This is a genomic window from Aquirufa originis, from assembly GCF_042714495.1.
Lineage (GTDB): Bacteria > Bacteroidota > Bacteroidia > Cytophagales > Spirosomataceae > Aquirufa > Aquirufa originis.
Window position 1 is genome coordinate 560,509 of record NZ_JBBKXY010000001.1, and the last position, 15,787, is coordinate 576,295.

The 15,787-nt window shown below is 41.3% G+C and carries 12 protein-coding genes; 4 read left to right on the forward strand and 8 right to left on the reverse strand.

Annotation, left to right across the window (positions count from 1 at the left end):
- Positions 1–192: 192 nt before the first annotated feature.
- Positions 193–3,555 (forward strand): TonB-dependent receptor, encoded by a 3,363-nt coding sequence (locus tag SKC35_RS02355; protein ID WP_377977886.1) that lies wholly within the window; start codon positions 193–195, stop codon positions 3,553–3,555.
- A gap of 224 nt (positions 3,556–3,779) precedes the next feature.
- On the opposite strand, the gene SKC35_RS02360 is transcribed toward SKC35_RS02355, so the two are convergent.
- Genes SKC35_RS02360 through SKC35_RS02375 form a run of 4 tightly spaced genes read right to left on the reverse strand, consistent with a single transcriptional unit; the run spans position 3,780 to position 8,100 of the window.
- A complete protein-coding gene (locus SKC35_RS02360; RefSeq protein ID WP_377977887.1) occupies positions 3,780–4,751 on the reverse strand; it encodes a UDP-glucuronic acid decarboxylase family protein in 972 nt (323 codons plus the stop codon).
- A 1-nt stretch (position 4,752) separates the two neighbouring features.
- Positions 4,753–6,063, reverse strand: a complete 1,311-nt coding sequence (locus tag SKC35_RS02365) for a UDP-glucose dehydrogenase family protein (protein ID WP_377977888.1) — start codon at positions 6,061–6,063, stop codon at positions 4,753–4,755.
- Between the two features lie 4 nt (positions 6,064–6,067).
- Positions 6,068–7,660 carry an alkaline phosphatase PafA gene (pafA, locus tag SKC35_RS02370; protein ID WP_377977889.1) on the reverse strand — a complete coding sequence of 531 codons (1,593 nt, stop codon included), beginning with the start codon at positions 7,658–7,660 and terminating at the stop codon, positions 6,068–6,070.
- Positions 7,657–8,100: a type I restriction enzyme HsdR N-terminal domain-containing protein gene (locus SKC35_RS02375; RefSeq protein ID WP_377977890.1), complete on the reverse strand. Its 444-nt coding sequence runs from the start codon at positions 8,098–8,100 to the stop codon at positions 7,657–7,659. Before SKC35_RS02375 ends, pafA begins: the two co-directional genes overlap by 4 nt.
- Positions 8,101–8,167: 67 nt before the next feature.
- On the opposite strand from SKC35_RS02375, the gene SKC35_RS02380 reads away from it, so the two are divergent.
- Positions 8,168–8,941, forward strand: coding sequence for an AMP nucleosidase (locus SKC35_RS02380; protein ID WP_377977891.1), 774 nt, complete (start codon positions 8,168–8,170; stop codon positions 8,939–8,941).
- Between the two features lie 34 nt (positions 8,942–8,975).
- Here SKC35_RS02380 and SKC35_RS02385 read toward each other — a convergent pair whose 3' ends face one another.
- From SKC35_RS02385 to argS, 4 genes are read right to left on the reverse strand one after another with little or no spacing between them, the layout of a single operon-like run.
- Positions 8,976–10,328, reverse strand: a complete 1,353-nt coding sequence (locus SKC35_RS02385; protein ID WP_377977892.1) for a tetratricopeptide repeat protein — start codon at positions 10,326–10,328, stop codon at positions 8,976–8,978.
- 31 nt (positions 10,329–10,359) lie between these two features.
- Complete coding sequence (gene menA / locus SKC35_RS02390) at positions 10,360–11,268, reverse strand: 1,4-dihydroxy-2-naphthoate octaprenyltransferase (RefSeq protein ID WP_377977893.1); 909 nt, start codon at positions 11,266–11,268, stop codon at positions 10,360–10,362.
- Between the two features lies 1 nt (position 11,269).
- Entirely contained in the window at positions 11,270–11,851 is a 582-nt protein-coding gene (locus tag SKC35_RS02395) for a glutathione peroxidase (protein WP_377977894.1), read from the reverse strand.
- A 46-nt stretch (positions 11,852–11,897) separates the two neighbouring features.
- A complete protein-coding gene (argS, locus tag SKC35_RS02400) occupies positions 11,898–13,667 on the reverse strand; it encodes an arginine--tRNA ligase (protein ID WP_377977895.1) in 1,770 nt (589 codons plus the stop codon).
- Between the two features lie 113 nt (positions 13,668–13,780).
- Between argS and SKC35_RS02405 the strand changes: the two genes are divergently transcribed.
- Together SKC35_RS02405 and SKC35_RS02410 are read left to right on the forward strand one after the other, a co-directional pair.
- A complete protein-coding gene (locus SKC35_RS02405; RefSeq protein WP_252622664.1) occupies positions 13,781–14,335 on the forward strand; it encodes an L-threonylcarbamoyladenylate synthase in 555 nt (184 codons plus the stop codon).
- A complete protein-coding gene (locus SKC35_RS02410) occupies positions 14,336–15,775 on the forward strand; it encodes a CCA tRNA nucleotidyltransferase (protein ID WP_377977896.1) in 1,440 nt (479 codons plus the stop codon).
- Positions 15,776–15,787 lie beyond the last annotated feature (12 nt).

The window sequence follows — 15,787 nt, forward strand, 5'->3', positions numbered from 1 at the left end:
TGCGATTTATAGGACTATAAGAGGCTACAGCTGTTAGGATATTACAGGTTTTTTAAAGATTAGTCCTAAATATCAACGAATTACCGCTATTTCGGCTAAAATACTTTTTGGAGATATTTTGGAGTATTTGATTTTTCTCGTTTATTTTGTGCTATCATTTCTCAAATTATTATATAACTAAATTCCAAATTTATGCAGAGAAGGTTTATTACTAAATCAGTGTTATTAGGAGCGTTTTTTGCGCTTGTGATGGCACTACCTGTTGGGCAAGCCTTTGCTCAGGGGTCTACAACATCCGCTTTGTCGGGTACTGTTGTGGATGAAAAAGGTGAAGGATTACCAGGTGCTACGGTAATCGCAATTCACGAACCTACGGGTTCTCGTTACGGTGCATCCACTCGTGGAGATGGTCGTTACAACATCGTTAACATGCGTGTAGGTGGTCCTTACAAAGTGACTGTCTCTTTCGTAGGTTACAAAGAGTCTGTTCAATCAGGTATTTCTTTGACGTTAGCTTCAGAACTTCGTCAAAACTTCAAATTAGAATTAAACCAAGCTCAACTAGAAGAAGTTAAGGTGGTTGCGTCTCGTTCCTCTGTGATTAACTCAGGTCGTACGGGTGCTGCTACTACGGTTTCTAACAGCTCTATCACTACTTTACCTACGTTAAACCGTTCGTTAGGTGATTTTGCTCGTTTAGATCCACGTGCAAACGGATTGAACTTCGCTGGTCGTAATGCATTATACAATAACGTAACGGTAGACGGTGCGTTCTTTAACAATGCGTTCGCTTTATCTCCTACGATTGGTGGTCAAGCTGGTGCTTCTCCAATCTCTGTAGACGCGATTGATCAATTCCAAGTATTAATTGCTCCTTATGACGTTCGTCAAGGTATGGCAACAGGTGCTAACATCAACGTTGTAACTAAATCAGGTACAAATGAGTGGACTGGTTCTGCTTACTATTTTGGTACAGACCAAAACCAAGTAGGTAACAAAATCGGAGATGTAACTAACCAATATGGTAAATTCCAAAGAGGTCAATTCGGTGGTCGTATCGGTGGTTCTATCATCAAAAACAAATTATTTGTTTTCGCTTCTTTTGAGCAAGAATTGCAAACGCAGCCAGGTTCTAACTATGTAGCTTCTCGTCCGGGATCTACTGCAGGTAACCAGTCTATTGCAACCGCAGCTCAGTTAGATCAAATCAAAGATTTGTTGATGACTAAGTACAACTACAATCCAGGTGCTTACGAAAACTGGGATAAAGAAAATTATTCTCAAAAAGCGAATGTTCGTTTAGACTGGAATATTTCTGACAAGCACAAGTTTAATTTGAAGTACAATTACTTACGTTCTTATTCAGATGTAAGTCCTTCTTCTTCTGGTTCATTAACTGGTGGTCGTGCTCCGTCACCTACGGTTTTACCTTTCCAAGGTTCTTTGTACCGTATCAACAACAACTTGGATTCGTACATTGCTGAATTGAACTCTACGTTCTCAAGCAAATTAGCGAATAACTTAACTGTAGGTTATACCCAAATGCGTGACTTCCGTCAATCTCCTGTAAACAACACTCCGTTCCCTACAGTTGATATCGGTAACAATAACTCAAATGAGTTAACAGCCTTTGGTTTCGAACCATTCTCTGCTAACAATATTTTGAACTCTGATATCTTCCAGGCATCAGATAACTTAACGTATTATGCAGGAAATCACGTATTCACTTTAGGTGCTGCCTTTGAAATGAACTCATTCAGCAACGGTTTCGCTCCTAACTATTACGGTGCTTACCAGTTTAAATCAGTAGATGATTTTATTAAGTCGGCTACGACAGGTGTTTCTAACGCCTTGAAATATTCTCAACAATGGTCAAACTACTCATCTTTCCCATTTGCGGAAATGAAGGGTAATACAACTTCATTGTATGCACAAGATGAAATTACTGCGGCTAAAGGCTTGAAATTAACGTTCGGTTTACGTGCTGACGGTACTTCATTCCCTATTGCTGATGATGCGAAATACAACAATGCGTATGTTCCAAGCTTAACGTTCCGTAATAACACGGTATTGAAAACAAATCAATTCCCTGATTTTACGACGTTATGGTCTCCACGTTTTGGATTTAACTGGGATGTGAAAGATGACAAAACGACTCAAGTTCGTGGTGGTTTAGGTATCTTCTCTGGTCGTGTTCCTTACGTTTGGTTATCTAACCAATTATCTAACAATGGTGTGTTATTCGGTTCAGAGGCTATCTCTAACCCAACTAACCGTCCATTCACAGTTAACGTAGATGCTTACCGTCCGGCTGTTTCTACTTCTATTATCCCTACGTCTTATAACTTAGCGGTAACAGATCCTAACTTCAAATTCTCTCAAGTATTCCGTGCTAACTTAGCGGTGGATAAGAGCTTAGGGGATGGTTGGTTAGTTTCAGTAGAAGGAATCTACACAAAAGATATCAATGCAGTTTACTTAGAAAACGTAAACTTACCAGATTCAAAAGTGAAGGCAGTAGGTGCTGATAACCGTGTTATTTATTACATGTTAGGAACTACTGGCGTACCGGGTTCTGTTAAGAACAACCAAATCTACGGTGCTCAAAAAGGTATCAATGCTCCAGCAGCAGGTAATAATGGATTAAATCCAAATATCTCTGATGCAATCGTTATCAAGAATACACAATTAGGTTATTCTTATGCTTTAACAGCAACAGTATCGAAAGCATTTGACAATGGTTTATTTGCGTCATTATCTTATACTAACTCTGATTCTCGTTCAGTGAATGATGGTGGTTCTATCGCTCAATCACAATGGAGAGATCGCGTAGTGTCAGGTGATCCTAACGAAAACGTAGCGTCTTATTCTTCTTACATGCAAGCACACCGTTTCAACGCGTATGGTTCATATAAATTGAATTACTTAAGCGAGAAAGCAGCAACAACTTTTGGATTTACTTATTCAGTTGCTCCAGCAGGTCGTTTCTCTTACACGTATTCTGGTGACATGAATGGTGATGGTCAAACAGCTAACGACTTAATGTACATTCCACGTGGTGAAGGAGAAATTCAATTGAAAGATTTAGCGGTATCTTACGATGTGTCTAAAACATTCACTTACACAGCTGCTCAACAATGGGCTGATTTAGATAAGTACATCTCTCAAGATGCTTATTTGAACTCTCGTCGTGGACAATATGCAGAACGTAATGGTGCTGAATTACCTTGGCAAGCTAACTTTGACTTCAAAATCATTCAAGATTTTTACATCAAAGTAGGTGGCAAGAAAAATACCTTACAATTTACATTAGACGTATTTAACGCTGGTAACTATGCTTCAGCTCAATGGGGCTTAGCACAAACTCCATTGCGTGCTGGTTTATTATCTTATACAGGTAATGATGCGACTACTGGTAAGCCAGTATTCCAATTCCCTTACCGTTATACAGGTAACCCAACATCATCTGTGCCATTGACAGATTCATTCCAACGTAGCTTTGGTTTGACTTCAAGATGGCAAGCACAGTTTGGTGTACGTTATATCTTCAATTAAAACTAATTGGCTCTGCCAATTAAGTTTTAAGTCAAAACAAAAGGGAGCATTTGCTCCCTTTTGTTTTTTAGTCGACAGTCGCTAGTCTAATTAGAGTAGAGAGTATAGATTTGGTTAACAAAAAAGGCGCAGATTGCGCCTTTTTTGTTTGTATAGTTCCCAGAAGTTTTAAAAAAAGCGAGGGCACAAAATTATTGCAAAGCACAATTTTAGCCCTCGCTTTTTTAAAACTCTTTATGATGCGCCATTCGAAACAAATCGTCCTTGCTCAATGACTTGAAATAATCGTAGGTAATCTTCAATCCTTCAGCACGACTCACTTTGGGTTCCCAGCCTAGAATGCTGCGGGCCTTTGTGATGTCTGGTTTACGTTGTTTGGGATCGTCAGTTGGTAATGGTAGGGAGATCAGCTTCTGTGAGGTTCCCGTTAATTTGATGATTTCCTCACCAAATTCCTTGATCGTTATCTCATCCGGATTTCCAATATTAACAGGCTGCGCATAATCGCTCAATAAGAGACGATAAATGCCTTCAACTAAATCATCTACGTAACAGAATGAACGTGTCTGAGAACCATCGCCAAACATCGTTAAATCCTCACCACGTAATGCTTGTCCGATGAATGCAGGCAATACACGACCATCGTTTAGTCGCATGCGAGGACCGTAGGTATTAAAAATGCGAATAATACGTGTTTCTAAACCATGGTAAGTATGATACGCCATGGTCATTGCTTCTTGGAAGCGTTTGGCCTCATCATAAACGCCGCGGGGTCCCACGGGATTCACATTTCCCCAATACTCCTCAGGTTGCGGATGTACATTTGGATCTCCGTATACTTCGGAAGTAGAGGCGATCAAAACGCGGGCTTTTTTAACGCGGGCTAAACCTAGGCAATTGTGGATTCCGAGTGATCCCACTTTCAAGGTTTGTATCGGAATCTTCAAATAGTCGATAGGAGAGGCAGGCGAGGCGAAGTGTAGGATATAATCCAAATTACCCGGAACGTGGATGAACTTGGAAACATCGTGGTGGTAAAATTCAAAGTGTTCTAATTTGAACAAGTGTTCGATGTTCTTGAGGTCACCTGTAATTAGGTTATCCATGGCGATTACGTGGTAACCCTCTTTGATAAATCGATCACATAAATGAGATCCTAGAAATCCAGCTCCGCCGGTGATTAAAATTCGTTTCATATTAGTGTATGGTTTGGCGGCCAATGGAATAATAGGTGTAGCCTAGTTCCTGCATTTGGTTTAATTCGTATAAATTTCTGCCGTCAAAAATGACTTTATTCTTCAATAAACTATCCATTCGATCGAAGTCTGGCGTTCTGAATTGCGGCCATTCTGTGACGATTAAAAGAGCATCTGCGCCCTCTAAAGCTTCGTATGGATTTTTGGTAAAGGTAATTTTATCGCCCATTAATTGCTTCACGTGGCCCATCGCCTCTGGGTCATAGGCACTCACGGATGCTCCTAATTCAAGTAAAGCATCGATGTTGTATAGCGCAGGTGCCTCCCGGATATCATCGGTATAAGGTTTGAATGCCAAACCCCACATCGCAATCTTCTTTCCCGCTAAGTCACCTTTGAAATGTTTCGCCAGGTGAGGAATGAGTTTAGTTTTTTGGTTTTCATTCACTTTCATCACCGAGTCCAAAATCTTAAACTCATAATCGTTCTCTGCGGAAGTTTTAGCCAGCGCTTGTACATCCTTAGGAAAACAACTTCCACCATAACCGATACCTGCAAATAAGAAGCGTTTCCCGATTCGTGAATCGGTTCCGATTCCCTTGCGTACCTCGTCCACATTCGCGCCTACAAGCTCGCACAAGTTCGCGATCTCGTTCATGAAAGTGATTTTGGTCGCTAAAAAGGCATTGGCTGCGTATTTAGTTAACTCCGCAGATCTTTCATCCATAAAGATGATCGGATTTCCTTGGCGAACTAAAGGCGCATACAAGCGGGACATTAAGTCTTTTGCACGATCAGATTGGGTGCCTATCACCACTCGATCAGGCTTCATGAAATCCTCTACTGCCACGCCTTCGCGTAGAAATTCAGGATTAGAAACCACGTCGAATTCGACTGTAGCATTTTTCGCAATCGCAGCCCGTACTTTATCTGACGTTCCCACCGGAACTGTACTCTTATCGATGATAACGGTATAATCAGATAAGATGGGGCCTAAGTCATTAGCTACCTGTAGAATGTATTTTAAGTCTGCGGAACCATCGGCACCTGGCGGGGTAGGTAAAGCAAGGAAAATGACTTTTGCTCCCTCAATACCCTCTTTTAAAGAAGTGGTGAAATGAAGGCGTCCTTCTTGGGTATTTCTTTGGAATAAATCATCTAATCCAGGCTCGTAAATGGGAATTTTCCCAGCCTGCATTTGCTGTACTTTTTCTTGATTGATGTCTACGCAAGTCACTTGGTTTCCTGTTTCTGCGAAACAAGTTCCAGTGACTAAACCTACGTATCCAGTTCCTACAACGGCTATTTTCATATAATTACTGTATAACTTTTCCGATACTTCCAGACGGTTCGTTGATTTTTAACCAATTGGCTAAGGTGCTGGCAATATCACTGATGTGTGTTCTTTGGTTGATCTCTTTATGTGCTACGTTCCAGCCAAAAAATAACAAGGGAACGTGGGTGTCATACGCGTAAACGGTGCTATGCGATGTGCCTGTTTTGTAGCCGGAGAACCATTGTGGTTTCAATAAATACATAAAGTCGCCGCTCCGTGATTGGTTGTAACCGTTGATGATCATTTCGCGGTAAAGTGCGGGGATGGGACTTGATCCAGCCGCTCTCATATCGACTAATTCGGCGAATCCCGCTTGGTTTTTAAATGATTTCTCCAAAACCTTTGCCACAGCCTCCTTCGAAATATGTAATCGCTCTAGGTTCGCGTGATTCAAGTAAATTTGGTAATTATCCGCTCCTGCCATCAGTTCAACGTCTCCAAATTCCTGTTTTAAAGCCGCTTTTGCCTCGTTTAGGGCCTTTCCATTATCAAATGATCCACCCGGTAAGCGTTTGCTTTTGATGTAAGAAGGGATTTCAGCTACAGCATGGTCTGCCGTTAAGAAAACGAGGTATTGATTCTTGCCTAATTTGGCATCTAAATGCGTTAATATGTCCGCAATATCTTGATCCAATCGCAAATACGTATCTTCTAATTCGATGGATTGCGGTCCAAAAGAGTGACCCACGTAATCCGTTGAGGAGAAACTAATCGCTAAGAAATCGGTGGTTCCATTTTTACCCAAATGCTCTTCTTCAATCGCCTTTATCGCGAAATCTTTCGTTAGATTATTGCCATATGGTGTCGAACGAAGGACCTCCAGTGCATTTCCTCCTTTTAAATCGTGTGGAAATACTGGTGCTTTCTCCCCACTCAATTTACTTTCGTATGGGCTATCGTCCTCCGCAGAACGCGTGTAGGTAGCGATTGGATATAACGTATTCCAGCCTTGGTTGATGTATTTTTGTGGACGACCTTCTAGATTGAATTTCTGTACCCAAGTCGGTAATTCTTTGGTATAAAAAGAAGACGTTATCCAATAGCCATCTGCCGAATCGTACCAATAAGCAGCATCCGCCGTATGCCCACCGGGTAAAATGGAACCTCGGTCTTTCAAGGCGATGGCGATGGTTTTTGACTTGTAATTTTGCGCCATCTTTAATTGATCGGTGATCGTGGAGGTGAACATATTCTTCGGTGACATTAGTCCCGCTTTGCTTTTGCTACCCACCGTTTGTACGGTAGAATCATCTACACAGTACATTTTTTTGCCATTCGCCACTTCGATCCAATCATTTCCCAAAATGCCGTGAACCGCAGGAACGGTGCCCGTATAGACACTCGCGTGTCCCGCTGCAGTGACTGTTGGGGCATAATTATAATGGTTATCAGTGCAATTGATGCCTTCTTTTATCAAGCGCTTGAAACCTTTGTCCGAATAGCGATCATAAAATTTATTCAAATATTCGTAGCGCATTTGGTCCACGACGATACCTACCACTAAGGCTGGTTTTTTCTGTGCCAAAGCAGAGAACGAAAGTATTCCTAGGAAAACAAGAAGAACCTTTTTCATAGATAAGAGGGGAATTCGGTTAAGATTTCTGTTGAATGATGTAGTATAATGTTCGTTAGGCCATTTGTAATGACAAGGTATTCTGCTTTTTGTATTTTTTGGTATTGACTTATTTGTTGTAAGGTGCTTAAGTTTAATTCAACATGAGGTGCTTTGCATTCAATCAGCATAAAAACCTCTCCGCTGTTCTTAAAAAGCCGAATATCGGTTCGTCTATTGAATTGATCCACCTTCATACTTCCTTCTATTTGGAATAAAGAGGCAGGGTAGTTTAATTCATTGACTAAATAATGTAAGCAATGTTGCCGAACCCATTCTTCTGGGGTTAGTAATCTATATTTTTTCGTGATCTCTTCAAAAATATACAATTTTCCTTCCTTTTTCTTTACTTTGTGTGAATAGGCAGGAAAGACTAAGTTTAATTCTGGAGATGTGATCATCTTTATCAATATAAGCTCTAAATTAATCTTTTTGCTTAATTAATTCATCACAACAGAGTGTATAAATATGAAAACGAAAGAGGAAATTGTACAGAATTGGTTACCCCGCTATACGGGCACGAATTCGGAGGATTTTGGACAGTATATATTATTAACCAATTTCAAGAATTACGTGGATATGTTCGCGGAGAAATTTGGAGTGGAAATAAAGGGTCACGATCGCCCCATGCAGACGGCTACGGCACATAATATTACGATTATCAATTTTGGAATGGGTTCTCCCATGGCCGCCACGGTGATGGATATTTTATCCGCCATCAGCCCTAAAGCAGTCCTTTTTTTAGGGAAATGTGGTGGATTGAAGAAGAATTTAGCCTTGGGAGATTTAATCCTTCCGATTGCTGCTGTGAGAGGAGAAGGGACATCGGATGAATATATGCCCAAAGAAGTGCCCGCCCTACCTTCCTTCCGGTTGCAACGCGCGGTTTCTTCCATGATTAAAAAACACGAATTAGATTATTGGACCGGTTTAATTTATACCACAAACCGCCGGGTTTGGGAGCACGATGAAGTGTTCAAGACCTATTTATCGGATATTCGGGCAATGGGTATTGATATGGAAACAGCCACCATTTTCACCGTGGGTTTCAAGAACAAAATACCCCATGGAGCTCTTTTACTAGTATCAGATAACCCGATGACACCGGATGGGGTGAAAACAGATGCCAGTGATAAGAAGGTGACGGCTAATTTTGTCGACAAGCACCTTCAAATCGGTATCGATGCACTTGAGGAACTTGCGAATTCCGGTGAGTCCGTCAAACACTTACGATTTGATTAACAAAAAAGGCCTTCTGAATGGAAGGCCTTTTTTGTTAGTTACAATAATCTCGTATCACGTTATAAGCAGCAGCATAACCCAGTTCACCCGCTTTGCTTAAATCCAAGCAGCCTGTCGTATCGTTCAATGCCAGTTTGATGATGCCGCGAATGAAATAGGCTTCCGCGAATTTTCCATTTAATTCGATGGCATTATTGCAATCTTGAATGGCGTTTCGTTGGTCCCCTAGACTCGATTTAGCAATACCGCGTTGAAAATAAGCGTCTGCGTAAGTGGGATGGAAGGAGATAGCGCGGTTGTAGTCATCGATGGCACTTTTCGGATCGCCCGTTTTTGCTTTGGCTAAACCGCGGTGGAAAAATACCTCTGCTCTTCCAGCACTCATATCACTCATTTTCGTACGATCTACTAATCCGTTCCGGATTTCGTCTAGCTGAATTTTGCCTAGTTTAGCGGTGTAAAGAATCTTCGCATTTTCATTATTCCCAAATTCGATCGCCTTCGTAAAATCTTCCATCGCTGCGCGTTGGTCGCCTAATTTGGCTTTCACGAATCCACGGCCATACATCGCTTCAATATTTTCTGGATCTAATTCTAAGGCCTTGTTGAAGTCCTCTAGCGCTCCTTTTTCCCCATTTTCGCCTCGGTAATTTTCCAACTGCGCTTTGCATAAGCCGGAATAATACCATTCCTCTGATTTTTCTGGACTCAATTTTACTACTTCTGTGAAATCCGCCAAAGCACCCTTGAAGTCGGCTATTTTCATTTTGGCGAAAGCACGTCCAGACAAGTAATTGGTACGCTTTGGCGTGATTTCGATGGCTTTATTGTAATCTTCAATGCTTCCGGCATAATCGCCTAATTTTGATTTGCTATCGGCTCTTACGGCTAAGGTAGGGGCGTAATCAGGTAATAATTCGAGTGATTTATTGAAATCGGTAATGGCACCGCGGTAGTTTTCAAGTTTGTTTTTGGAAATACCACGACTCAAATAGGCTGTTCCTTCCAACGGATTCAAGCGTATCGCTTCATTGTAATCTTGAATCGCTAAGGGGTGGTTATCTTGTTTGCTAAAGCTTTGACCACGTGCGATAAAGGCTTCGAAGTAATTCGATTTTAGTTCCAGCGCTTTGTTGAAGTCCAAAATAGCCCCTTGGAAATCCTTCAAATTGTATTTGGCAAAACCTCGGTTATAAAAGGCAATGGGATTCGGATTAGCTGCCGTTTTCTCTATTTCAAGGCTAAAGTTACGTAGGGCGTCCGCGTAATTTCCCGTTTTATTCTGGTTTAATCCAATTTCTAAATGATTGATCTCAGCCGTTTGTGCTGATAAGGAGAAATGGCAAGCCAATAAGGCGAAGGCTAGAATGCCCACTTTGAATTTCATAGGAACTTATTTTTTGTAAAAATAAGCGAAATTACTGGCTTGTTAAAATTTGAATCACCCCAAAAACAAGGATCAAAAACAGCGTTCTCAAAGCTGTCTTTTTTAAATAGGGATCAATTTGTGCAGAAGTCATTCCGGAGTGAAGTTCTCGGAATAATTGAATAATGGGATAAACTCCCACTATTAGTAATTGTTGGTTGACACCTATTTTTATTCCAGCTGCGAAAGGGTAGGCATAGAAGCAAGCGATGGCGATTATATAGAGTGCTTTTTGGTAATAAAACCCGAAAGTTTTACCAATTCGAACGGGAATCGAGTTTTTACCCGTTTTGATATCATTATCGATATCCCGTAAATTATTTAAATTCAATACCGCCACAGATAAAAAGCCACATCCGGATGCAGGCAAGAAAATGGCTACATCCAGGCTATAGGTCTGTAAATAATAGGTCCCCACCGTTCCGATTAGTCCAAAAAACAAAAACACCGAAATATCCCCTAGTCCCATATAACCGTAAGGTCTTTTACCTACCGTGTAGGCAATGGCAGCGGCAATGGCAGCTAGGCCTAGGCCTAGAAAAGTGCCCCATACTTCTAGTGTGGCATTCTTTAGTCCGAAAAATAATAAGGAGATGCCTGATATAAAAGAAAGAACCGCTGTCCAAATCACAGCAGTTCTCATCTCTTGTTGACTGATTTTTCCAGTTTGAACGGCTCTTAACGCTACTTTGCGGTCTGCGTTATCGACTCCATTCGAGAAGTCGCCTAAGTCATTCGCAAAATTGGATAGGATTTGTAATAATAGGGTAGTAAGTGTCGCTAGTAAGGCAATCAAGAAATCAAATTTTCCGCTAGCAAACGCTAGAAAATTGCCCAATAAAATACTTCCAACAGCAAGCGGTAAGGTTCTAGGTCTTGCCGCGTCTACCCATCTATTCATCTTATTTTCCGATAGCAGCTAAAAATTCTGGACTGTTTGGCTTGATACCTGAAGCAAAGAAGTTTTGCAATTCGCCTTTCTCGTTGATCACGTATTTGCAGAAGTTCCAGCTTGGCTCTTTTTCATTCCAACCATTCTTCGATTTGTCTGAAAGCCATTGATATAAGTCACATTTTTCGGATCCTTTTACCACGACTTTTTCCATCATTTGGAAGGAAACGCCATAGTTTAATGAGCAGAATGACGAAATTTCAGCATTAGATCCAGGCTCTTGTCCGCCAAATTCATTGGCGGGAAAGCCTAAAATAACGATGTCTTTGTTTTCTTTGTGGAATTTCTCCCAATCAGCGTATTGTGGTGTGTATCCGCATTTAGACGCGGTATTTAATACGATGATTTTCTTTCCCTTGAATTGAGAGAAATCAATCTCTTTTCCATCGATTCCTTTCATTTTGAAGGAATGGAAGTTGGTAGTTGCAGCGGGAGTTTCCATTTTTTCTGGTCTGTTTAGGACGGTTTTTTGAGTGAATGGGAGGGCCAAAGCCGTTAATAACGATCCGATTTTCATAAAACTTGCGATCATGATAATGATGATTAATAAGGTGAGGTAAAGGTATTTACGTTTCAAATTACATTCTATTAGGTGAAACTATACCTAATAACGACGTAGCATGCTGAATTGTTTTTCCTGTCAGCTCAGCTAAGGTAAGTCGAATGTTTCGCTTCACCTCATTTTCCTCTGATAGAATACTTAATTCATTATAGAACTTATTAAAAGTCTTCGCTAAATCGTAGGCATAATTAGCGATGACCGAAGGAGCAAAGTTCGCCGCCGCTTGTGAAATACTTGCCTTGTATTCGCCTAATAAATAGATTAATTCTTGTTCCGATTCGGCTAATTCGGAATCGGTCAAAACAGCTGTAATCTTTCCTCCTTTACGTAAAATCGAGCAAATCCTAGCGTGTGTATATTGAATGAAAGGGCCTGTATTGCCTTGGAAGTCGATAGATTCTTCCGGGTTAAATAACATGCGTTTCTTCGGTTCCACTTTTAATAAGAAATACTTCAAGGCACCTAAACCCAGGTTATGAAACAATTCGTTCGATTCTACCTCCGTGAAGCCATCGATTTTGCCTAATTCTAAGGTCCGGTCCTTAGCCGTTTGAATCATTTCAGCCATCAAATCATCCGCATCTACCACCGTTCCTTCGCGCGACTTCATCTTTCCGCTTGGTAAATCCACCATGCCATAAGAAAGGTGGAAGTTGCCTTTTGAGAAAGGCTTGTTTAATTTCTTTAAAATATGGAATAGCACCTCGAAGTGGTAATCTTGCTCGTTACCCACTACATAAACCGATTGATTTGCTTTGAAATCTTCGTATTTCAATTGGGCTGTTCCCATATCTTGGGTGATGTATACAGAAGTTCCGTCCTTACGTAACACCAGTTTTTCATCTAGTCCCTCAGCCTCTAAATTGATCCAAACCGATCCGTCAGGCTTTTGGAAAAATACACCCGCAGCTAATCCTTCGTCTACTAATTGCTTTCCTAATAAATAGGTATTGGATTCGCGGTAGATTTTATCGAATGAAACACCCATCGTTTGGTAGGATTTCTCAAAACCAGCGAAAACCCACGCATTCATGGTATTCCACAAGTTCATCACCTCTTCATCACCTTGTTCCCATTTCAAAAGCATTTCTTGTGCCTTCAGTAGGATAGGAGCTTGTTTTTTAGCTTGTTCTTCGTCCAAACCGCCAGCCTTTAATGCTGCGATTTCCTCCTTGTAAGCTACATCGAAAGCCACGTAGTATTTACCCACTAAATGATCGCCTTTTAGTCCAGACGTTTCGGGCGTTTCTTGATTGCCAAAAAGCTGGTAAGCTAACATCGACTTACAAATATGTATGCCGCGGTCGTTCACTAAGTTGGTTTTAACAACTTCAAAGCCACCTGCGGCTAAGATTTGTGCCACAGAAAAACCTAAAAAGTTATTGCGTAAATGGCCTAAATGTAAGGGTTTATTCGTGTTAGGAGAGGAGTATTCGATGAGTACTTTTTCGCCTTTTGATTCAATTTGGAATGGATTTTTATCAGAAGCTACGCTGGCTAATAAACCTAACCAAGCGGAATCGTGAATGGATAAATTTAAAAATCCTTGAACAACTTGATAAGCCTTCACGATGGAACAATTCGCTAACATATATTCCCCTAAATCCGTCGCAATGGATGCAGGAGCTTTTCCGGCTTGCTTAGTGAAAGGGAAAACAACTAAGGTGTAAGCGCCTTCAAACTCTTTTTTGGTCTCTTGTAACGCGATTTCGGTCACCTCGATTTGAAAGAGGGCTTTTAATCCTTTCGCTAGTTCTAGCTGTAATGTTTGTTGAATGTTTGACATCTAAATGGCTCTGATTTATCAATCTGCAAAGGTAGCTAAATTCACTCTAAACCTTGCTTCTCATGCTCAGAAATGAATAAATTAATCTTACCTTTGCCCTTATTATGCAAAATATGTACCACGAGGCAATTCAAACTTTAAAATCAGGAGGCGTGCTGTTGTATCCTAGCGACACAATCTGGGGTTTAGGCTGTGATGTTCGAAATGAGCAAGCCATTGAGAAGATTTTGGAACTAAAAAATAGGCCTGCATCTAAAGGTTTGATAGTCTTGATCTCTAAAATCGAGCAACTGAGCGAATACGTGGAACAGGTGCCAGATCTCGCTTGGGATTTAGTGGAATTTGCGGAGGATCCTTTGACGATTATTTATCCCAAAGGAAAAAATGTTTCCCCCTCTTTATTAGCACCAGACGGCAGTATTGCTATTCGTTTGGTCAAAGATGAGTTTTGTAAAGGATTGATTTACCGCTACCAACGTGCGATAGTTTCCACTTCGGCGAATCTTTCAGGAGAGCCTTCACCACTTAATTTTGCCGGAATTGCGCCTTCTATTGTTACTGGCGTTGATGGGGTTTTAAAAAATCCAGCAGGAGAGGGACCCGCTAAAAAGGCGAGTAAAATTGTGCAATTAGGCCTTCATGGCGACTATAAGTTAATCAGAGGATAGATGAAAGAAGGGAAGGAGATTGTAGCAGATCCGATATTCTCTAAGATTGGCCTAGCAGCGGATCGTTTAGGGGTGGATAGTTACGTCATTGGAGGGTATGTGCGGGATGCGATTTTGGGCCGGGATTGCAAGGATATTGATGTGGTTTGCATCGGTTCTGGCATTGATTTAGCCCTAGAAGTAGCCAAAGAATTTGATTTGCCTGAGCACGCTGTGTCTGTTTTTAAGAATTTTGGCACGGCGATGATCAAAGTCGATGATTGGGATCTAGAGTTCGTAGGCGCACGCAAAGAGTCGTACAATCGAGATTCTCGTAAGCCTGTAGTGGAAGAGGGAACTTTAGAAGACGACCAAAACCGCCGCGATTTCACCATCAACGCAATGGCCGTTCAATTGAACAAGGTGAATTGGGGCAAATTATTGGATCCTTTTAATGGACTCGATGATTTAAAAGCCAAAATCATTCGCACCCCATTAGCCCCCGGCATTACTTTTTCAGATGATCCACTTCGGATGATGCGTGCGGTTCGTTTCGCAGCTCAACTCGGATTTGATATATTACCTGAAACATTTGAAGCCCTAAAAACAGAAAAAGATCGCTTATCGATTATTTCGATGGAGCGCATTTCAGATGAATTGAACAAGATGATTCTCTGTAAAAAACCGTCTTACGGTTTTCTTTTGCTTGATGCCTGTGAAATTCTCCCGATCATTTTCCCTGAGTTTATGAAGCTGAAAGGCGTGGATACAGAAGATGGCAAGGGGCACAAAGATAATTTTTACCACACTTTACAGGTCTTAGATAATATTGCCGAAAATACCGACGACCTTTGGTGGCGCTGGGCAGCGATTTTACACGATATTGCCAAACCGCAAACTAAACGTTTCGCCCAAGGCAAAGGCTGGACTTTTCACGGCCATGAAGAAATGGGTGCACGCCAAGTACCGAACATCTTCAAACGCTTGAAATTGCCGCTAAACGAGAAGATGAAGCTAGTCCAAAAGCTAGTGCGTCTTCATCTACGTCCCATTGCTTTATCGAAAGAGGAAATTACCGCTTCTGCCTTACGTCGCCTCTTATTCGAGGCAGGAGAGGAATTGGAAGCTTTGATGACTTTGTGCCGGGCAGATATTACCTCGAAAAACGGCGATAAAGTGAAACGTTACCTACGTAATTTCGATATTGTTGAGCAAAAACTAAAAGAGGTAGAGGAAAGCGATTCGCTTCGTAATTTTCAGCCTGTTTTCTCTGGCGAAATCATCATGCAAGTCTTCGATATTGGTCCTGGTCGCGAAATTGGCTTGATTAAAATTGCGATGCGCGAAGCCGTTCTGGAAGGAATCATTCGAAATGAATTGGCCTCAGGCTGGGATCTACTCATAGAAGAGGGTAGGAAGCTGGACTTAAAACCAGTCGTTTCTCTCGCCGAAATTCAATAAAAAAGGCTCCGA

What these genes read in the sequence shown, in the direction of transcription:
- SKC35_RS02355 (WP_377977886.1), top strand. Translation starts at nt 193, where the DNA reads ATGCAGAGAAGGTTTATTACTAAATCAGTGTTATTAGGAGCGTTTTTT.
- SKC35_RS02360 (WP_377977887.1), bottom strand. Translation starts at nt 4,751, where the DNA reads ATGAAACGAATTTTAATCACCGGCGGAGCTGGATTTCTAGGATCTCAT.
- SKC35_RS02365 (WP_377977888.1), bottom strand. Translation starts at nt 6,063, where the DNA reads ATGAAAATAGCCGTTGTAGGAACTGGATACGTAGGTTTAGTCACTGGA.
- pafA (WP_377977889.1), bottom strand. Translation starts at nt 7,660, where the DNA reads ATGAAAAAGGTTCTTCTTGTTTTCCTAGGAATACTTTCGTTCTCTGCT.
- SKC35_RS02375 (WP_377977890.1), bottom strand. Translation starts at nt 8,100, where the DNA reads ATGATCACATCTCCAGAATTAAACTTAGTCTTTCCTGCCTATTCACAC.
- SKC35_RS02380 (WP_377977891.1), top strand. Translation starts at nt 8,168, where the DNA reads ATGAAAACGAAAGAGGAAATTGTACAGAATTGGTTACCCCGCTATACG.
- SKC35_RS02385 (WP_377977892.1), bottom strand. Translation starts at nt 10,328, where the DNA reads ATGAAATTCAAAGTGGGCATTCTAGCCTTCGCCTTATTGGCTTGCCAT.
- menA (WP_377977893.1), bottom strand. Translation starts at nt 11,268, where the DNA reads ATGAATAGATGGGTAGACGCGGCAAGACCTAGAACCTTACCGCTTGCT.
- SKC35_RS02395 (WP_377977894.1), bottom strand. Translation starts at nt 11,851, where the DNA reads ATGATCGCAAGTTTTATGAAAATCGGATCGTTATTAACGGCTTTGGCC.
- argS (WP_377977895.1), bottom strand. Translation starts at nt 13,667, where the DNA reads ATGTCAAACATTCAACAAACATTACAGCTAGAACTAGCGAAAGGATTA.
- SKC35_RS02405 (WP_252622664.1), top strand. Translation starts at nt 13,781, where the DNA reads ATGTACCACGAGGCAATTCAAACTTTAAAATCAGGAGGCGTGCTGTTG.
- SKC35_RS02410 (WP_377977896.1), top strand. Translation starts at nt 14,336, where the DNA reads ATGAAAGAAGGGAAGGAGATTGTAGCAGATCCGATATTCTCTAAGATT.